This window comes from Enorma massiliensis phI (assembly GCF_000311845.1).
In the GTDB taxonomy this organism is placed as follows: domain Bacteria; phylum Actinomycetota; class Coriobacteriia; order Coriobacteriales; family Coriobacteriaceae; genus Enorma; species Enorma massiliensis.
Genome location: NZ_HE978574.1, coordinates 829,473 through 849,955, shown reverse-complemented (window position 1 = coordinate 849,955; position 20,483 = coordinate 829,473). Strand labels below are relative to the sequence as shown.

12 protein-coding genes are annotated in these 20,483 nt (G+C 63.5%); 4 read left to right on the top strand and 8 right to left on the bottom strand.

Features of this window, described 5'->3' with window-relative positions:
- Positions 1-142 precede the first annotated feature (142 nt).
- Complete coding sequence (locus tag HGEM_RS03470; protein ID WP_019128019.1) at positions 143-1,375, bottom strand: argininosuccinate synthase; 1,233 nt, start codon at positions 1,373-1,375, stop codon at positions 143-145.
- A 705-nt stretch (positions 1,376-2,080) separates the two neighbouring features.
- Here HGEM_RS03470 and HGEM_RS03465 point away from each other — a divergent pair.
- The gene (locus HGEM_RS03465) at positions 2,081-2,926 is read left to right on the top strand and encodes a Cof-type HAD-IIB family hydrolase (protein WP_019128018.1); all 846 of its coding nucleotides are present in this window, start codon (positions 2,081-2,083) and stop codon (positions 2,924-2,926) included.
- 446 nt (positions 2,927-3,372) lie between these two features.
- Here HGEM_RS03465 and polA read toward each other — a convergent pair whose 3' ends face one another.
- Positions 3,373-6,168 carry a DNA polymerase I gene (gene polA, locus HGEM_RS03460; protein WP_019128017.1) on the bottom strand — a complete coding sequence of 932 codons (2,796 nt, stop codon included), beginning with the start codon at positions 6,166-6,168 and terminating at the stop codon, positions 3,373-3,375.
- 589 nt (positions 6,169-6,757) lie between these two features.
- On the opposite strand from polA, the gene HGEM_RS03455 reads away from it, so the two are divergent.
- Positions 6,758-9,907 (top strand): vWA domain-containing protein, encoded by a 3,150-nt coding sequence (locus HGEM_RS03455; RefSeq protein ID WP_020424278.1) that lies wholly within the window; start codon positions 6,758-6,760, stop codon positions 9,905-9,907.
- Positions 9,908-10,029: 122 nt separating this feature from the next.
- Here HGEM_RS03455 and HGEM_RS03450 read toward each other — a convergent pair whose 3' ends face one another.
- Positions 10,030-11,487 (bottom strand): aminoacyl-histidine dipeptidase, encoded by a 1,458-nt coding sequence (locus tag HGEM_RS03450; RefSeq protein ID WP_019128016.1) that lies wholly within the window; start codon positions 11,485-11,487, stop codon positions 10,030-10,032.
- Between the two features lie 340 nt (positions 11,488-11,827).
- Positions 11,828-12,799, bottom strand: a complete 972-nt coding sequence (locus HGEM_RS03445; protein WP_019128015.1) for a DUF1848 domain-containing protein — start codon at positions 12,797-12,799, stop codon at positions 11,828-11,830.
- Positions 12,800-13,147: 348 nt separating this feature from the next.
- On the opposite strand from HGEM_RS03445, the gene HGEM_RS03440 reads away from it, so the two are divergent.
- Positions 13,148-14,554 carry an aminopeptidase gene (locus HGEM_RS03440; protein WP_019128014.1) on the top strand — a complete coding sequence of 469 codons (1,407 nt, stop codon included), beginning with the start codon at positions 13,148-13,150 and terminating at the stop codon, positions 14,552-14,554.
- 339 nt (positions 14,555-14,893) lie between these two features.
- Here HGEM_RS03440 and HGEM_RS03435 read toward each other — a convergent pair whose 3' ends face one another.
- Positions 14,894-15,160 carry a hypothetical protein gene (locus HGEM_RS03435; protein ID WP_019128013.1) on the bottom strand — a complete coding sequence of 89 codons (267 nt, stop codon included), beginning with the start codon at positions 15,158-15,160 and terminating at the stop codon, positions 14,894-14,896.
- Between the two features lie 511 nt (positions 15,161-15,671).
- On the opposite strand from HGEM_RS03435, the gene HGEM_RS10445 reads away from it, so the two are divergent.
- Entirely contained in the window at positions 15,672-16,133 is a 462-nt protein-coding gene (locus tag HGEM_RS10445) for a hypothetical protein (RefSeq protein WP_019128011.1), read from the top strand.
- A gap of 373 nt (positions 16,134-16,506) precedes the next feature.
- On the opposite strand, the gene HGEM_RS03420 is transcribed toward HGEM_RS10445, so the two are convergent.
- From HGEM_RS03420 to HGEM_RS03410, 3 genes are read right to left on the bottom strand one after another with little or no spacing between them, the layout of a single operon-like run.
- Positions 16,507-17,697, bottom strand: coding sequence for an ABC transporter ATP-binding protein (locus tag HGEM_RS03420; protein ID WP_019128010.1), 1,191 nt, complete (start codon positions 17,695-17,697; stop codon positions 16,507-16,509).
- Positions 17,698-17,710: 13 nt separating this feature from the next.
- Positions 17,711-19,303, bottom strand: coding sequence for a 4-alpha-glucanotransferase (gene malQ, locus HGEM_RS03415; RefSeq protein WP_019128009.1), 1,593 nt, complete (start codon positions 19,301-19,303; stop codon positions 17,711-17,713).
- Positions 19,300-20,478, bottom strand: a complete 1,179-nt coding sequence (locus HGEM_RS03410) for a LacI family DNA-binding transcriptional regulator (RefSeq protein WP_019128008.1) — start codon at positions 20,476-20,478, stop codon at positions 19,300-19,302. Before HGEM_RS03410 ends, malQ begins: the two co-directional genes overlap by 4 nt.
- Positions 20,479-20,483: the final 5 nt, after the last annotated feature.

Below are 20,483 nucleotides of genomic sequence, written 5' to 3'. Positions count from 1 at the left end.
AGCATGATGGCGACGAAGACCGTCCAAGCCGGCACGCGGAACACGGCGGCAACAAAGGACAGCAGGTCGGACGGAACCGAAGCTTGCCGTTCGGGCAGCCCGCGTAGAGTCGCGATACGGGCTGCCCGTTCGAGCCCTCAGGCTAGGAAAGGTTCTGGGCGGCAAGAGAGGTGGGACCCTGCATCTTCGCCCAGGTCTTGAGAGAGAGCGTTTCGATCTCGATGAAGCCCACGGCGGCCTTCTCGTCGAACGTCGTGTCGCGATCGTAGGTGGCCAGGCCGTAATCGTAGAGCGAGCACGGGCTCTTGCGGCCCATGACCGTGCAATGTCCCTTGAAGAACTTGAGACGCACCGTGCCGGTCACGAACTTCTGGGTCTCGGCCATAAAGGCGTCGAGCGCCTTCTTGAGCGGGCTGAACCACTGGCCGTTGTACACGCAGGTAGCCCAGGTCTGCTCGAGATACAGCTTCTGGTGAAGCACGTCGCGCTCGAGCGTGAGGTCCTCGAGGGCCTTGTGCGCCGTGATGAGGGTGAGCGCGGCGGGCACCTCGTAGCACTCGCGGCTCTTCAAGCCCACCATACGGTTCTCCATAAGGTCAAGCCGGCCATAGCCGTTGTCGCCGGCAACCTGGTTGAGCTTCTCGACAAGCGCAGCGAGCGGCATCTTCTCTCCATCGAGCGCCACGGGCACGCCCTTCTCGAAGTCGACGTCAACGTAGGTCGGCGTATCGGGGGTCTCCTCCGGGTCCTTCGTCATGACCCACACGTCGTGCGGAGGCTCGTTCCAGGGGTCCTCGAGCACGCCGCATTCGATCGCGCGGCCCCACAGGTTGTCGTCGATGGAGTAGGGATTGTCGTTTGCGCCCTCGGGCACCGGAACGCCGTGCTCGTGCGCGTAGGCAACCTCATCGGGACGGCTCTTGAGATCCCACTCGCGCACCGGCGCGATAACCTCAAGATCGGGATCGAGCGTGAGGATCGACGCCTCGAAGCGCACCTGGTCGTTGCCCTTGCCCGTACAGCCATGCGCAACGTACTTGGCATCGTACTGGTGCGCGATGTCGACGAGCTTTGAAGCGAGCAGCGGCCGGGAGAGCGCCGAAAGCAGTGGGTATTTGTTCTCGTACATGGAGTTCGCCGCGATCGCCTTGGTGAGGTACTCGTCGGCGAACTCGTCTTTGAGCTCGAGCACATGGCAATCGATGACGCCGAGATCGAGCGCCTTCTGCTTCTTGTACTCGAGCCCATGGAGCTCCTGCCCCACGTTGCCGAGCACGCAGATGACATCGAGGCCCTTCTCCTCCTGCAGCCACTTGATGCAGACCGAGGTATCCAAGCCACCGGAATATGCGAGTACGACCTTTTCCTTGCTCATGATGGGTGCGTCCTTCCTTGGTATGTGGAATACGATGCGGACGAGCCCGATGAGGTGCTACCTGTCTCACCTTAGGTATGCGTCGACAAAGAGACGGGTGGCGGTATGTACTTGTTTCTGGAAGGGTGCGTCTACAGCAATGAGCGCAGGGGCGCGGCATGAACGACATCACCCGGAGGAAACGACGACAACCTTATCGGGACTCTGGGGATGCGCGGAAGCCGCGCGAACAGAGACGACCGATTATCGTCGTCGGGAAATTGCGCGCTGGCGTCGGTTCTGTGCATCGGCGGCAGTCTGGCCGAGCAGAATGGCGGAAGCCGCCATGCCCTCGTATGTCGCCGTCTCGGTATGCACCGTTTGAACCCTTCGCCGTATGCAAACGCAATCATTAATCCGCGAACGGTAGCCCGCTCGCGTTGGGTGGTATCTTACGCTAAATCTGCGCGTGGGCAAGCGAGAATCGCAATGTTTCTCGTTTGTTTCGCCCTGTGGCAGGCCCTGGTTGAGCGAGGCTGACACCGATCGAAACTCGCCGGAGCGATCGTCGTCAGCTGGGCCGGCGTACTCAATTCCACCAAAATGGCTAAGCTTCAGGCCGACTTGCCCAAATCGCCTCAACCGAAACATGGTACTATCCGGTGCGGCCAGCTTGCCGCGGACGCCATGCCCGGCAGCAGGAACACCGCACACGAAAGGAACGGCATGCCTTCCCCGCTTATCGACTTCACCCAGGACCCCGAGCTGGGCTCCATCAGGCTCATCGCCTGCGACATGGACTGCACGCTGCTCGCTGACGACAAGACCCAGCCCGAGAACATGCCCGAGCTCATCGAGCGCCTGCATCGCGCCGGGGTGCTCTTCTGCCCCGCCAGCGGCCGCCCCGGCCCCACGCTCCAGCTCATGTTCCCCGAACACCGCCACGAAATGGCGTTCTGCGCAGACAACGGGGCGCACATCATCTACCAAGACGAACCCCTCTACAAGGAGCTCCTCGATCCTGCCGTCTACCGCGAGATCGCCGCCGCAACCGAGGCGGAGGGCACGGGCACGGCAGTGCTCTGCGCCTTCGACAAGGCGTATGTGCCCGAGAGCGGCCGTGTGCACCACGAGGCCATAGAGGTGTACTACAAGTCCATCGAATACGTCGATTCGATCGAGGACCTCGATGTCGAGGCGAACAAGTTCACCATCTACTTCCCGGAGCGGAACAGCCGGTCCCGCTACGAGGAGACCTTCGGGCCCGCCTTTGGGGAGCGCCTGGACGTGGCGTGCGCAGGCGAGGAATGGCTCGACTTCATGAACAAGGGCGTCAACAAGGGCGCGGGGCTGCGCCATCTATGCGATCGGCTCGGCATCGACATCGCCGATGCAGCTGCCGTGGGCGATACCTACAACGACATCGAGATGCTCGAGGCGGCCGGTCACAGCTTCGTTGTTGCCAACGCCGCCGAGCACATGCACGACCACGCCCGCTACCTCATTCCCAGCAACAACGATCGCGGCGTCGCCGCACTCATCGAGGCGATTCTCGCCGCAAAGGGCTGCTAGGGTCCGCTGGCGCCGAGCAACGGCCACTGCCGACATCCGCATGAGCGAGAATGCAGCTTTTGGGCACTTGCGGGCGGGAGCGGCGAGTAAGGCCGGACGCTCGGCGATAGAAAACGCAGCTCAGAACACTGGTGCCTTCCGGACTATCGCGTGTCTGCCCGGGCCCCATGCGAAGTAGTGCCCAAAAGTTGCAATCCCGTTCGAGCCGGAAACGCTGCGTCTCTTTCAGCATGGCTTACGCCGTGTCTGCGCGCCGGCGACCAGCCAGCCCCGACGCGCAGCATCCGGCCCGCTCGCATGGGGCACCCTGTATACCAATCGCACCGTTAAGATGTCCCGGAGCGTCTTGACGGCATGCATGCGGCGATCGAGCAAACCATCGATGAAGCACGGGCCGCGCAAAAGCGCTGCTCACGCAAGCGGAGCTACACCCGCCTCGCTCCATACTACTTCGCGTCGGCCCAGGTGGTGCCACTCGATGCATCGGCGATGAGGGGCACGCGAAGCTCCACAACGCCCTCCATGACCTCCCGCACGAGCGCGGTGAGCGCCTCCACCTCGTCTTCCGGGCACTCAAAATCAAGTTCGTCGTGCACCTGCAAGATCATGCGGGCGCGGAACCCCTCGTCGCGCATGCGCCGCGCCACGCGCGCCATGGCGATCTTGATGATGTCCGCCGCCGTGCCCTGCATGGGATGGTTCATAGCAGTGCGCTCGCCAAAACTTCGCTGAGCTGGATTGCGCATCTTGAGCTCGGGGATGGGCCGGCGACGTCCGTACATGGTCTCGGCATAGCCCGTGCGCTTGGCCTCGGCCACCGTACGGTCGAGGTACGTCCGAACGCCGGGATACGCCTCAAAGTAGCGGTCGATCATCTCGCGCGCCTCGGCCATGGGGATATCGAGCGACTGCGAGAGCCCATAGGCCTGCTGGCCGTAAACAATGCCGAAGTTCACCGCCTTCGCACGGCTCCGCAGCTGCGGCGTGACCTCATCAACCGGCACGCCAAACACACGCGCCGCCGTCTCGGCATGGAAGTCCTCGCCCTCGTTGAACGCTGCCACCAGGTGCTCATCGGCCGAAAGGTGCGCGAGCAGTCGAAGCTCGATCTGGGAGTAGTCCACCGCAAGGAACACGCACCCCGGCGCCACCGAGAACGCCGTCTTGACCGTATGCCCCAGCTCGGAGCGCGTGGGGATGTTCTGCAGATTGGGGTTCGAGCTCGAAAGGCGGCCCGTAGCGGTAATGGTCTGGTTATAGGTGGTATGAACGCGCCCGTCGAAGCGGCGCAGCGCCCCCAACGTGTCGAGATAGGTCGACTTGATCTTGGTCTTCTCGCGATACTCGAGAACGAGGCGCACGAACTCGTTATCGCGCGCAAGCTCCTCGAGCACGCGCGCATTCGTGGAATAGTACCCGCGATGCGTCTTCTTAAGGCCCTTGGTAGGCAGGCCCATCACATCGAAAAGGATGTGGCTGAGCTGCATGGGGCTCGCGATGTTGAAGGTCTCGTCGCCCGCCATCTCGCGGATGCGGCCGGCGAGTTCGTCGATCTGGCCGCCGAGCCCCTCCGCAAGGGCATGCAAGCGGTCGGGATCCACGTACATGCCCGTGCGCTCCATCGAGGCGAGCACAGGCACGAGCGGCATCTCGATCTCTTGGAAGATGTCGGCGGCATCCTGCTCCTCGAGCGCCTTCGCGAGCGGCTGCACCGCGGCGAGCGCCACGGCGACCGACCGGGCCGCCGCAACGGGTGCGTCGTCGGCAGCGCCCTCCTCGCCTTGCGCGGCGGGCAGGGCCTTTCCCACATAGGTGTCCGCGATATAGGCATCGCCAAAATCGGAGCGCACCGAGTCGAGCAGATACGCCGCGACCACGGTATCGAAAATGCGCTTCGGATCCACCGCGAGCGGGTCCATGAGCTCGGGCTCGCTCGAATCGATGGGCGAAAGCTCGTGGAGCAGCGCCTTGATATCTGGCGAGGCGACGAGGCCCGTCTCGAACAGGTACTGCAAGACGCCCGCGATGAGGCCGTTCGCGCCATCGATGCCGGCAGCGGCGAGCAGGCTCGCGGAATGGGGCGACAGGCTCGCGCCGGAAGGCTCCTCGAATGCGAGCAGGTTCCCGCCCGCCGCGACCCACAGCGTTCTCGTAAGCCCGAAGAGCGCGTCGGCCTCCTTGTCATCGTCCACCGTGGCGGCAACCCACTCGCCCGCCTCAACGGCGCGCGAGAGCTCCGCGAGCGCAGCCTCGAGATCCTCGGCCGCATCGCTGTTCACCACGATCGGCGATGGCAGCTCGAACGCAGATGGAGCCGCACCGGCAGCGCCGCCCTCGCCGAGCAGCGCCAAGAATCGGTTCTGGATCGACATGATGCCCAGCGCTCCAAGCGCCTCTGCCAGCATCTGGGCATCGTAGGCGGGAAACGCCGTGTGTTCGAAGTCGAGCTCGACCGGTGCGTTCGTCTGGATGGTCGCCACCTTGCGCGAGAGCAGGGCGTCGTCGATATGCGCACGCAGGTTCTCGCCCATCTTGCCCTTGACCTCGTCCGCATGGGCGATGACCTCGTCAAGGCTGCCGTACTGCGCGATAAGGGCGCTCGCTTTCTTTGGGCCGATGCCCGGCACGCCCGGAATGTTGTCAGAGGTGTCGCCCTTGAGGCCGTAGAAATCGGGCACGAGCTCGGGGGTGATGCCATGGTAGAGGTCCTCGACCGTCTCGGGCGTCATGATCTGGACGTCCGAAAGGCCCTTCTTGGTGCCCACAACCTTCACGTGTTCGGTGGTGAGCTGGTACATATCGCGATCTCCGGTGATGAGGAGCATGTCGCAACCGGCGGCTTCGCCCGCGCGCGCGAGCGTGCCGAGGATATCGTCGCCCTCCCATCCCTCGGACTCGAGGATGGGCACCTCGATCTTTTGCAGCAGCTCCTTGATCATGGGGAACTGCGTACGCAGGTCGGGGTCCATGGGCGGACGCTGCGCCTTGTATTGCGGAAGCATTTCCATGCGCACGCGCGGCTTGCCCTTATCAAAGGCAACCGCCACGCCATCGGGGCGAAAGGCATCAATCATCTTGAGGAACATGTTGAGAAACCCGAAGATGGCATTCGTAGGACGGCCATCCGGCGCGTTCATGGTTGGGGGCACGGCATGAAACGCGCGGTGCATGAGCGAGTTGCCGTCAACGACGGCGAACGTGCGACGATCCGGGCTCTGGGGCGCTTGAGCGGTATCAGACATGGAGCATCCTCTCTGGAACTTGGCTGACACCAGTCTACCCGCCCGTGTGGACATACGCGAGGGGGTTCTCAGCGTAAACACAGGCCGCCTCAAAGTGGTCAAAATGGGACGGGGCTGTTTTGACTCATTCCGTCCATGGTGTCAAAGTGCGCCAAAGTGGGACGCGCCAAAATGGCGCCAAAATGGGACGGGGCTGTTTTGACTCGTAATCGCGACGAACAGGGCGCGCGGTGCTCACATGCGGCTTGCGCGCAGCTCCTCAACAAACGCGGCGCCATCTTACATGCCGAATTACGCAATAAGAGGCTCAAATCAAGCTCTTACTGCGTAATTCGGCATGCAAGATGGTCGACGCAGCCAGCCAGAGCACGACGCGCCCCACCGAGGCAGCCAAAACGAACCCGTCCCATTTTGACCCATTTGACGCACCGGGGCCCGCGCGCTTCTTGCGATTTACTTAACCGAGCCCCGGCGACATAAACCCCGGCATATGAGCAGGCGGAACGGGTAAGCGAAGAGCAACTACGTCGGGCGACGGACCGTCGACGGGCTCACCCCGTTCTTTCGCGCCGCCTAGAATCGAGGTCCCATGGCCCGCCCTATCCGCCGCCTTGCCCGCATCGCCCTTGCCCTTGGCATGGCCGCCACGCTCTTTTTCGTTGCCGGCGCCCCTGCGTCCGCGCGCCCCAACCCATCAAGCGCCACCCAAAACGGCACCTCATCACCCAATAACTCTCAAAATGAAAACGATGCCGCGATAACGGGCACGACCAAGCTCACCGACCCCGACAACGCCTCCACATGGAAAGACTTTCTCGGTGCGGGGGAACAAGATGGCACCTACAGCACAGAGCATGCCGGGCGCATCTGGGTCGACGCCTCGGTTTATTCCGATGCAGCGTCTGCAGAGGCCGCGGGCGTGGCAACGAACTCCTTCAAGGACCCCGAAAACGACTTTCTCGTGAGCATCTCGGCCATAGCGCAGACCGCGTCCGTCCACCAGCAGGATGGCGGCGGCCATGACGTCGTATTCGTGGTGAGCCTGAACAGCGTGCTCGGCAGCATGACCTATGCGGAGCGCCCTTATGCCGACTACGTGGTCTCGGCTTTGAACAGTGCTATCGGGCGCCTCATGGCAGAAAACGGCGATTCCAATGCAAACCCCACGCGTGTCGCAGTCGTCGGCTATTCATCCGAGGTGACCGCCCTCATGCCGCTCGCCACCTACCAGCCCGCACATGACGGCACCTATCTGAGCTACGACGCCTCGTCGCACACCATAAACGTAACGGCAAGCATGGTGGACGGCGCAGGCACCACCGCAAGCGCTCGCCTTAACGGCGGATCGTATCTCCAGCGCGGCATCTACCTCGCCGGCGATATGCTTTCCGAGGCAGGCGTGGCGGGCGCCCAAGACCGCTCCCCCGAGCTCATCATCATGGGTGTGGAGAACCCGCCCATGGCAAGCACCGACATAGAGCATCCACCGGCTTACATAGGAGAGACGACTGGCTTTCTGGGACCGCTTCCCGGCACGCGCGAAACCGGCTATGGAACAGACAGCATGTTCGCCACCATGCTCACCATGCGCTCGGTGCAGCAACGCGTAGACGATGCCTACGCGCAGGGCGGGAACCGGCTCACCGTCTATACGACCGGCATCGACACCACTGATGCCGTCGCATACCTGCTCGACACGGCAGAGGGCCAGGCCGAGCGCGATCTCACGGCTACGGTAGGCGGACGCTCCGTCGATCTGAAGGAGAACCTCGCGCAAGCCGCCCGCGCCTACGCTCAGGCAGCCGAGCAGGGCGATCCTACCGTGACGCTCGAGCTCTACGGGTCGAGCGGGTCGGGCATCGTGGCAGAGCCCGTCGAGCTACCGGTGATCGGGGGCCTCCTCGATGAGGGCGACCCCGTGATCTTGAGCAGCGTGCACCGCTATTACTCCTCACGCAGCGCATCAGCCGTAAACTGGGCGTTCGCATCTGCCCTCGACGAGATGTTCGACGTTCGCTACACCTCTCCCGTCGATGCCGACGACGCGCTTGCAGGAAGCGACCGCATCGAGGCGCACAGTGCGGTGGGCGCGGGCATGGAGGTCGCGTCGATAGCGGGCGTGCAATATGGAGATACCCTGCTTACCGGCTCGCTCGCCGCGCAGGCCATCCAGATAAGCCTGCAGGACCCGAGCGACCTTACCGGCGCAACCCATGAGTTCGACTATCTGATCAACAGCATCAACGAGCGCTATCACCTGGGCTACGACGCGTACAACCTATTCTACGAGGCTATGGCGGACGGCCAGGTTTCCTACGATGCAGCAAGCGGAGCGTTCTCGAACCGCGTTTCTTGGTACATCGACGCCGACCACCATATGGTCGCAGGCGACAACGGCCTCCCCTACCGCTTCGCCACGCAGCGCGAAATCGATGCCATCGCCACGGGCTCCGCCGACGCCCAGACCCAGGAGCGCATCGATCGCGCCCGCGCGGCGGGAGCGACCGCCGTATGCGAAACCTATCTCTACATCGGCAACCTGCCCAACTTCTACACGGGCGGCGACGTCGCGCTCTACGACTTCTACATCGCCGTCGAGACCAATCTCGATTCGCACGGCCAAACCGTTTATCTCTCGATTCCCGCGGACGCCGTACCGGCGCTGCGCACCGATATCACGCTCCATGCCGACGGCGAAGCAACCATGTCGATCGACGGCGCGGATGCCTTAAGCCCATTGCGCTTGGTCTTCGAGGTGGCCCCGCGCCCTGAGGTGCGCGAAGCAATCGAACGCGCGCGCAGCGGGGAGGCGACGCGGGACGAAATCGAAGCGGAACTTGGAGCAGCCGGATACGAAGACGCTACGGGCAACCTCGCCGTAACCGCGCTTTCGGTGGAGGGCTCTGGCGACGGCGCGCAGGCAAAGACCGTTGTTACCGGCACAGCAGCCAGCGGCAACAGCGCCTACGTGCTCGCACAGAACCAGCCGCTCTACACGATCGCGTCGGGAGTGCAACCGCCCGCCTACAGCCTCCCTGCACCGAGCGACCTTGTGCCGCTCACGCGCGCACCGCGGGCGGGCGAGACGCTCTACTACATGACCACCGCCTATCGCGCCAATTTTTCTGGCAGCGATGGAACCGCGGCAGCGGAAGCATTCGACGCAGTCCACCCCTATCAGGTTGCCGAAGAGGAGCACCCCTCTTGGCACGTAGGGGACGACGGGCACTATGAGCTTGCCAAGGGGACGCCGGCGAGCTCGAGCAGCTCGGCCGCCGTGACAACGGCGAAAGCGACCAACGCAACCGGCACCGCATCGTACAGCCAGTCGCTTACCGGATTGCAGACGGATGGAAGACTCGTGCTCTCTGCCGCACTCGGCAACAACGGGTCGTATCGTTTCGAAGAAGAGCAGCAGGAGCCCGAACCAGGCGATCCCGGCACGGAAGATCCGGACCCGGAGGAGCCCGGGAAACCCGATCCGGAAGATCCGAGCGATCCCTCGACTCCCGCCGGCCCCGACCAGGGAACCGGGGGCGGCTCGGGTAGCGGCTCCCCATCCGCCGGAACGAGCACGGGCGACAAAGGCTCCGCGAACGCCAGCCAGAGCGCCTCGAACTCATCCAAGGCCCTCGCTGGCACAGGCGACCCCAACGGGCCCGCATTTGCTGCCGTGCTCGGAATCGCAGGCATTGCGGCATGCGCGGCGGGCATCGCTCTCATCAATCGCCGCAAGTAGGAGCGGGTCTGCGGCCGCACCACCCCAGAGCACGCAAACGCCGCCTCGGCACACAGGGTGCCGGGGCGGCGTCTTACGAATCAGCCGGCCGTGCCGGGCTGGCAGCGCTATTCGCGCATCAGCTACTTCGCGAGGCGAGCAAGTACGTCGACGAGCAGCTCGTAGAAGCGCTCAGAAGAGGCGAGCTCCATGCTCTCGTCCGGCGTGTGCACGTCGGAGAGGGTCGGGCCCACGGCGATTGCATCGAGGCCGGGCAGCGCCTCGGCGAAGAGGCCGCACTCAAGGCCGGCGTGGATCGACTCGATCTTGAGCTCGGTACCGAAGAGCTCGCGATAGGCCTCCTGGAAGACATCGCGCACGTGCGAATGGGGCGTGTAGCTCCAGCCGGGGTACTCGTTCTCAAAGCGCACATCGAAGCCGAAGGCGTCGGCGAGCGTCTGGATGCGGTCTTTGACGTCTTCCTGGAGCGATGCGATGGAAGAACGCGGCGAGAGCAGGAAGGTGACCTGGGCTTCCTCGGTGATGACCACGCCGATGTTGGAGGACACCTCCACCGCGCCGTCGGCGGCGACGTTGCGACGCATGACGCCGTTCGGGGCGATGCGCAGGGCGCCGATGAAGGCGCGCGCGTCGGCGTCGCTCATCGCGTCGGCCTCGACGCCGTCCGCAACGGTAACGGTGCAGGTGAAGCCGGGGTCGAAGACCTCGAGCTCGGCCTTGATGTCGGCGATGAGGGCATTCGCGACCTCGACGGCCTGCTGCGCGCGCTCGGCATCAGCACAGGCAACGACCGCGGTGGCCTCGCGGTTGATGGCGTTGTCCTTGGTGCCGCCGGAAAGGCTCACAAGGTGCGGCTCGCCGGTACGCATGAGCTTCTCGACGATACGGGCGAGGATCAGGTCGCCGTTGCCGCGCTCTAGATGGATATCGGAGCCGGAATGGCCGCCCATGAGGCCGGAGACCCCGAGCGTGACCGTGGAGCCCTGCACGTGCTCGCGGGTGATGGAGCGCGTGAGCGTGGCGACCACGCCGCCGGCGCAGCTGACGGTGGCGACGCCCTCCTCCTCGGAGTCGAGGTTGATCATGATGCGAGCGTCGATCTTGGACTTGTCGAGGGTCTCGGCGCCAACGAGGCCGGTCTCTTCGTCGGTGGTGAACACGCACTCGAGCGCAGGGTGCACGAGGGTGTCGTCGTCGAGCACCGTCATCATGAGCGCCACGGCGATGCCGTTGTCCGCGCCGAGGGTGGTGCCGTTGGCGGTAAGAACGCCGTCCTTGACGATGAGGTCCAGGCCATCCTTCTCGAAGTCGTGCTCGACGCTGGCAAGCTTGTCGCACACCATGTCGATGTGGCCCTGCATCATGACGGGCGCGGCAGCCTCGGCGCCGGCGCTCGCGGGCTTCTTGATGATGACGTTATAGACCTCGTCCTGGTAGACGTCGAGGCTGTGGTCTTTGGCAAAGGCCACAAGGTAATCGCTGATGCCCTTTTCGTTACCCGAGCCGCGCGGGATGGCGCTGATCTCCTCAAAATAATGGAAGAGCTTTTCGGGCTGGTATCCCGTAATCTTGTATTCCATGCATTCCTCCTTGGTCGATTGCGCTCGTCTGCGCATCGCAGAAAACGACGCGCTCGAAACGACTTCTACCCGTATACCCTAATGATGGCATAAGCAGGCACGGGCGCGCATCGGAATGCGCGAACGGCTGGACTGCGGCTGGATACGGTACCGCCTATGCAAAAGGACGCTGCTTCTATACATTTTCTGCACATAGCGCGGTCGCGCAGGAAACGCGGGAGAACCATGCAGCGCCCTTCCACCTGTTAGAGACGTGAATCGTAGACACCCGGTGCTCCTGAATCATTTTCTGAAACGTGGACACCCGGTGCGCCCGATTCACGCGCATGAGACGAGCTCTCTACAACTCAAGTCTCTCCTGCCCCGGCGCGACAGCCCGACGCGCCGCCCGCGCCCCTGCCGCAAGATAGCTCCGCTGCGTCGCCTGCGTCACCACGTCGCCCGGCCTCAAGTGCCCCAGCATGAGCGGGGACGCCGGATCATGCTGCTCACGAAAGGTCCGCGCCGCCCCGCGGGCGTCGGCATTCGCATAGCAGTACCGGCACCCGTTGGGGCAGCTGCTATACGCCCCGATATCGCGCATCTCCATGCAGGCACAGCCTTCGCGCATGCCGCGATGCGCAAGCTTCCTGAACGTGACACCATTCGCCGCACCGAGCGCTTCCAAGGTCACACAGCCCGCCCGCTCAACCCCGTAGGCAGAAAAGTCTTCCCGCGTCGCGCACGCCTGCAGGCGCAGCCCGTGCTCGCGCGCGACGCCGCCTAAGAGCTCCGCCATATAGACGCGCTCCTCCTCCATGAGGGGCAAAAGCTCCGGCATGTTCCGGTCGAGCTTGCGGTACGGCTCCACGAAGCTGAACACGCACCGGCTCACATGCGGCGCCAGGCGGCGCGCCATATGGTCGAACGTATACCGATGCACCTCCGTGGTGTAGCGCTCGCTCAGAAGCACCGGGTCGTACCGCCAGACGATCCGCTCACGCCCCACGATACGCTCGAGCTCAATGAGCGTCTCGATGCTCGCATCGATATCAGGAACCCCGGGCTCCATATCGTGCCCGTACGCGGTGATGGTATAGAAGAAGTACGTGCTAAAGCGGTCCGTGATCTCGTGCAAGCGCGGCAGGATAGGCGCATAGTTCTTTGAACAGAACACGACGCAGTCCACTACCGCAGGATCGAGCTCATAGCGGGTGACCTTCTCTGGGAAGCGCGGGTTCCGCACCAGGACATAGCCCTCGGCAAACCGTCTGAGCAGCCAGTCCGTATAATACTGCACGGTATCCGTCCGCCCGCCCGTGTTGATGATCATGCGCGCTCACCTCCCGTCACGGCGCCCGTACCTTACGCGCCCAGCTGTCGCAAAAAATGAGACAACTGAGCCGTCCGTCCGGCATGAGTACTATGCGAAAAATTCATATTACTAGCCGCTACCAGCAGAAACGACACAGAGAGCAATTTGCACAATATGCAAATTACCCCATACTCCCAGGCATTTTGCACTTGCCCTCACGCCGCCTACTCCATATTCCACGTCAAGTATAGCAAGCATTTGGAACATTTGTTCGTATATATAATCAGCGCGCAACCTTCGCCTGACGAACACATCGCCGTGCTACCATGGCACTCGGCCATACAATAACGTAAGAAAGGACCCCCCATGGAACGTCCGAACGCATGGAAGGCATACGATGACGCAGCGCTTGCCGAGCTCGAACAGCTCTGCGGCGACTACCGCGCCTTCATCAGCCAGAACAAAACCGAGCGCGAGTGCGTGACCGCATCCGTCGCCCTCGCCGAGGCAGCCGGTTACGTAAACCTCGAGGACGCTGTGGCCGAGGGACGTGCCCTCAAGCCCGGCGACAAGGTTTACGCCGTGAACCACAAGAAGACCCTCATGCTCGTGAACCTGGGCACCGCACCGCTCGAAGAAGGCGTGAACATCCTGGGTGCGCATATCGACAGCCCGCGCCTCGATATCAAGCAGAACCCGCTGTACGAGGCCGGCGATATGGCCTACCTCGACACCCACTACTACGGCGGCGTGAAGGCCTACCACTGGGTAGCCACCCCGCTTGCCATCCATGGCGTCGTGTGCAAGAAGGACGGCACCACGGTCGATGTCTGCGTGGGCGAGGATGCCACCGACCCTGTATTCTGCATCTCCGACCTGCTCATCCACCTCGCGAGCGACCAGATGAAGAAACCCGCTTCCGAAGCCGTCGACCATGAGAACCTCGATGTGATCGTGGGCGGCCGCCCCGTCGTGATCTCGAGCGAGGGCGACGAGGATGCCGAGGCCCCCAAGGAGCCCGTGAAGCAGATGCTTCTCGACGTCCTCGCCGAGAAGTACGGCATCGACGAAGAGGACTTCCTCTCCGCCGAGCTCGAGGTCGTGCCCGCCGGCGGTGCGCGCGAGATGGGGCTCGACCGCTCGATGATCTTAGGGTACGGCCAGGACGACCGCGTCTGCGCCTACACCTCCCTTGCCGCGCAGCTCGCGGTGCCCGAGGTCGAGCGCACGAGCGTATGCCTGCTCTGCGACAAGGAAGAGATCGGCTCGGTGGGCGCAACCGGCATGACGAGCCGTTTCTTCGAGAACGCCATGGCCGAGGTGCTCGCCCTCGCGGGTCTCGAGAGCCCGCTGGCGCTCCGCCGCTGCCTGGCTGCGAGCCGCATGCTCTCCTCCGACGTTTCCGCCGGGTTCGACCAGCTCTACGCCGACCGCTTTGAGAAGAAGAATGCCGCCATCATGGGCCACGGCCTCTGCTTCAACAAGTTCACGGGCGCGCGCGGCAAGAGCGGCTCCAACGACGCCGACGCCGAGTACCTCGCGCTCATCCGCGACATCATGGACGAGGCCGGCGTGGCCTTCCAGACCTGCGAGCTCGGCCGCATCGGCGCGGGCGGCGGCGGTACGATCGCCTATATCCTCGCTGAATACGGCATGCAGGTGATCGACTCCGGCGTGGCCGTCCTCTCGATGCACTCGCTGTGGGAAGTTGCCAACAAAGCAGACATCTACGAGGCATACAAGGGATATAAGGCGTTTATCGAGCGCGCGTAACAGCGCCGCTTGACACGAGAGCGCGCTCCCGAACGCAACGCATGCAAGAAGCATGGGCCCGGCGGATTCTCCGTCGGGCCCGTTTTTATACGGGGAACCAAAGCGCACCTATTCGTTCATGAACTTGCTGAGTGCGACAAATACGCCGCATTCAGCAGGTTCATGAACGATTGTCAGCAAGTTTGTGAACGATTTCCTTCCTGAGCGCAGTGGCGCGGCGCCAAGCGCCGTAACGAGGAGCATGCCTGCATACGGGGGATGCGCGGCCAGCAAGCCAAGCGAAATTGTGCCCGCACATCGGCATGGCTGCTCATTTCCGCGTTTTTTGGAATTAGGCCCTCAGTGCTCCACGCGCCATTGGCCGTCGGCCAAACCAGCGCGAAAGAGATGTATCGCCATTGCAGAAAAAACGATGGTGCCCACGATGCCGATAGGAAGACCGTAGCCCTCGATGACCATGATGAAGAACATATAGACAGCGCAGAACATAAGGAAGACCGAGCCGGCAAAGCAAATGGCGCGGCGAAGCCAGCGGGGCATCGAACGCCTGGGCCGCTCGGCGGGACGCTCGGAATCGTCTTTTCTCTGAGCGTTCTTTTTGGCCATCGTGCCCCTCTTCTCAGTCGGTTGGAGAATTGTTTCTGCCCATCATACCCCACCGGGCAGGGATACGTTATTTCGAGCCAGTCGGCGGCACGGCCCCCGCGCCAAGCGAAAACCGGCAGCCCCTCACCCTGCACCTGAGGTACCATGGCAGATAACTCGATTGATTCAGGAATCGGGGCCTGTCCCCGAAGAAGGAGGCGCCATGTTCTGCACGCAATGCGGCAACCAGCTACCCGATGACTCGAGGTTCTGCTCCCGCTGCGGAGCACCGGTAGGCGCTCCGACATCCGCTGTGAACCAGGCCGTTTCGGCCACGCCGCAAACCCCGCCGGCACCCGCCGCGCCGGCACCGGCCCCTGCTGCGTCACCCACCCCGGCGGCAGCCCCTGCCCCGACCCCTGCCGCCTCGCCCGCAGCCCCCGCTCCGGCAGCTCCCGCTACGATGCCTGCCCCGGCACCAGCGACGGCACCCGCCGCAAGCCCCCAAGCACCCGCTTCCGATTCCCTGAGCATGCTCCCCGCCTTCGTGCAGGCGATGTCGAATCGCCTGGGGGAGCCGGCCCAGTACATTCCCGAGCTGGGCGCCTACCTTATCGTTACCAAACGGTTCTCCGCCGCGCTCGCGAACATGCACCAGCATTTCTTCGTGAGCGTATACGACGCGGCAGGTTACCCCGAGATGCAGGCCTACATGAAGGCATGTTCCGATTGGGCTCTCAACAATTACCAGGGAGCGCTGCGCGGGCTCCAGAAAGGCGTGGTCTCCTACGCCATCCTGCTCCAGCATCCCTTGAACGCGAACGCCGTCGCCTTCACCAAAGAGCTGCCGAAGAAGCACTTTGCCGCCTTCGACCTGCCCATACTCGTTGATCCCTTTACCGGTGCCTGTGAGATGCTCGAGAAGACGCCGGTCTGGGGCTTCGCCATGTGGAAGGGGATCAAAAAGGCTGCGCGTGAGGCCCTCGGGTTCTAGGAAGCCGCGTGTCGCCAAGTTCATTCCAGTTTTGGGAACTTCTTCTCTAGCATCTCCGAGCATGACCTGAACGCATTCTAAAAAACCGCAGGATCCCGCTGGCAACGGCGAGCGATATCGCACGCCGAATGAAAAGATATTCCCAAACGTGAAACGAACGCACGGGGCCCTCCCGCAGCGACGCGGGAGGGCCCCGTCTGGAAGGAAGGGCGCCTCACGTGAGGACTTGGCCCGGCCTCAAGGCCTCGCCCACTCGACGGACCGGGGCGACGCGGGCCGGGGCAATGCAGGCCGGGCAACGCGGGCCGGGGCGACGCGCCCGCCTGTCCGCCTCAAAGGAACGGCCAAACGGTGCGCCTCGCCCCCGCCTCATCTACTCAAGATTCAAGCCGGTTTCCCTGCTAAAGAAGTGCACCGTGTTGCCGCTGAACGAGAACGAGACGGCGTCGCCCGTCTTGACGATGCCAGCGTGCTCCATGAGCGAAGCGGCCTGCGCCACGATAACGCTATCGTGGCCGTATGCGTTTACATGGAGGTTCACGGTGCTGCCCATGAGCTCAACCACATCGACCACGCCATTCAGCACGTTCTGGCCCTCATCAGAGAGCGCGATGTGCTCGGGGCGCACGCCGAGCGTAATCGACTGCGAGCCCACACCGTTCGCGGCGAGCCGCGCCTGCTTCTCGGCCGAGGGCACCACCTGCGCGTCGCCAACGCGCACGGTATAGGAACCGCCCGCCTCGCGCACGAGCTCAGCGTCATAGAAATTCATCTGCGGCGTGCCGATGAACCCGGCCACGAAGACGTTGGACGGATGGTCGTAGACATCCTGCGGCGTGCCGATCTGCTGCACGGTGCCGTCTTTCATGACCACGATGCGGTCTCCCAAGGTCATGGCCTCGGTCTGATCGTGCGTAACGTACATGAACGTGGTGTCGATGCGCTCGCGCAGCTTGATGAGCTCGGCACGCATCTGGTTGCGAAGCTTGGCATCCAAGTTGGAGAGTGGCTCGTCCATGAGGAGCACCTTCGGCTCGCGCACGATGGCGCGCCCGATGGCGACGCGCTGGCGCTGGCCGCCTGAGAGCTCCTTGGGCTTGCGGTCGAGGTACTGCGTGATGCCGAGAATCTTCGCTGCCTCCTCAACCTTCTTGTCGCGATCCTCTTTGGGAATCTTGCGCAGCTTCAGGGGAAACTCCATGTTGCCCCGCACGGTCATGTGCGGGTAGAGCGCGTAGCTCTGGAAGACCATCGCGATGTCACGGTTCTTGGGCTCAACGTCGTTTACGAGCTTGCCGTCGATGTAGAGCTCGCCGCGAGAAATCTCTTCCAAGCCGGCAACCATGCGCAGCGTCGTCGATTTGCCGCAGCCCGAAGGGCCAACGAGCACCACGAACTCGCGGTCGGCCACCTCGAGGTTGAAATCCTCGACAGCGAGCACGCCCTCGTCCGTCACCTTGAGGTTTGGCCCCTTCTTCTCGCCGTCTTTGGCCTTGTGGGCACGGCGCTTGCCCCCGGCGTGCGGGTAAACCTTCTCGATATGCCTCAAACTAACCTCTGCCATGGTATGCCCCTCCTTATCGGGTAGTTTCCTCGGATGACTGCACACGGGCATCGCTTTGCGCGGCCCATGCCTCCGCTGCGGCCTCGGCGTTCAGCGCGGCGTCCCGTGCCGCAACCTCCGCCTTCGGCAAGCGGCCATAGAGTTCCATCGCTCGATGGAGACGGCGCGCGACCTGCTCGGTCGCATAGCCCGGCAGCGCACGCCAGCACCAGTTTCCGCCGAGCGTCGAGGGCGTGTTGATGCGGGCATCGCTTCCCAAGCCCAGCACGTCCTGCATGGTCACGATCGAAAGGTCCGCGACGCTCGACCAGATGGCGCGCATCATGCCCCAGCCCTCGCCTTCAACTGCGTCGAGGTGCAGGTACTCGCGGGCGAGCGCAACGTCGCCTGCATCTGCGGTATGCAGCCAGCCGAGCGCGGTATCGTTGTCGTGCGTGCCCACATATGCGACGCAATGAGGCGTGTAGTTGTGCGGCTGGTACAAGCTTCCGCCGCCATCCCTGCTATCGAAGGCGAACTGCAGCACCTTCATGCCTGGATAGCCGGTGTCGGAAAGCAGGCGGTACACCGAGGGCGTCAAGAAGCCAAGGTCCTCGGCCACGATGGGACACGGGCCGAGCTTCGCCTCGAGCGCCGAGAAGAATGCCTTGCCCGGGCCGGGCTTCCAGCGCCCGCCCGCCGCGGTCGACGCTCCCGCCGGGATGGCATAGTAGGAATCGAAGCCGCGGAAATGGTCGATGCGCAAGATGTCGTAGAGATCGAGCTGGTAGGAAATGCGCTCGATCCACCATGCGTAACCGTCTTCCGCCATGCGCTCCCACGCGAAGAGCGGATTGCCCCAAAGCTGGCCCGTATCGGAAAAGCCATCGGGAGGGCACCCCGCGACCTCGCGAGGACGAAGGTCCTCATCCAGCTGGAACTGCTCGGGATGCGCCCAGAGGTCCGCGCTGTCCTCGGCCACATAGATGGGAAGGTCGCCCATGAGCTCGATTCCGTGTTCGCGAGCATAGGAGTGGAGGCGCGTCCACTGTCTGAAGAAGAGGCACTGCACGCCCTTCCAGAAACGCACTTCGCAAGCGAGCTTGCTGCGGGCGGCGGCAAGGTCCTCGGGAACGCGCATGCGCAGTCCCGGCTCCCACGTCGAGAGCGCGGCGCCGCCATGGTCGCCCTTGATTGCCATGAAGAGCGCATAATCGTCGAGCCATGCGCCCTCGCGCTCGCAAAATGTCCGAAGCTCGTCGGCGCGCTCGCTCTCAAGGCGCTCCACCGCGCGGCGAAGCACGTCGAAGCGGCCCTCGTAGAGCGCCCCGTAATCAACGCGCGCAGGGTCATCGCCCCAGAAGCGCCCCTCGTACTCGCCCGGCTCGAGCAAGCCCTCCTCTGCCAGATCATCAAGATCGATGAGATAGGGATTGCCTGCAAACGAAGAGAAGGACTGATAAGGGGAATCGCCGTAGCTCGTCGGTCCGATTGGCAGCAGTTGCCAGACCGATTGGCCCGCAGCGGAGAGGAAGTCCACGAACGCGCGCGCCTCGGCGCCGAGCGTACCGACGCCCCACGGCGAGGGTAGGGCGGTCATGGACATCAAGATGCCGGAACGCCTCATATCACTCCCCTCCTTTCACTAACCTGAACCCGGGACGCCCGCGCACGGGTCCGTCCCGCTTTTGCCGTCTCGGGAGCGCGGCCGGCGGAAACGCCGACCGTCGCCGCAACGGCATTGGACGCATCGTCGCCACCATCTGCGGCGGGTGCGGAACCGACACGATCTTCTGGCGAAAGGGCCCGCACGCTCTCGCGTTTGAGCAGCTGGAACGGGACCATCTCGCGCACGGGCTTGGTCTCGCCGCCCAAACAAGCCAGAAGCGTTTCCACGCTCCGCGTCGCGATGAGGCGGGTGTCTTGGCGAATCGTCGTGAGGCGCGGGATCGAGAACTGCGATGAGTTCACCCCGTCGAACCCCACGAGCGACAAATCTCCGGGGATGGACAGCCCCATATCGAAAACCGCCCGCATCGCGCCGAGCGCGATCGCGTCGCCGAGCGCGAAGACGGCCGTGAGGTCCGGGGAACGCATGATGAGCCTCACCATCGCGTCGTAGCCCTCCTCCATCGAGAAGTGGCAGGGCTCGTAATCGCGCTCATAATCGAGCTCGATGCCGTGCGCCCGCAGCGCCTCCTCCGCACCGTGCAAGCGCCGACCGCTCACCTGGCTGAGCGCGCGATTGCCGCCTACGATGCCGATGCGCCTATGGCCGCGGGAAAACAGGTACTCCACGACCTCGCGTGCGGCCTCTACGTCGTTCGTCGAAACGCTCGAAAGGTTCTTGAACGCCAGCCCGGCTGCAGTGTTGGTCACGAGCACGCCCGGCACGCTCACCCGGCTAAACGACGTCTTGAAGAACGCCGGGTCACCACCCAAGAAGAGCATGCCCTTGGGATGGCGCACCTGCTGGTAGTGGATCGCGTAGAGCACCTCGTTCTCATCCTCGTCGAGATAGATCACGTCCGCCTGCTCGTCCGCCTCCGAGAGCAGCGCCTGGATGCGCTCGAGGATGTCGGCGAACAGCAGGTTCCGCGCGCCCTTCACGAAGACGGCGATGGCCGTGCGCCCCTGCATCTTTAGGAAGCGGGCGTTCGAATTGGGCTCGTACCCAACCTCCTCGACCACCTTGAGTACGCGCATCCGCGCCTTGTCGCTCACGTTCGGGTGCCCGTTCAGCACGCGCGAAACCGTTCCCAAGCTGTATCCAGAAAGCCGTGCGATGTCCCGGATGTCCATGATGA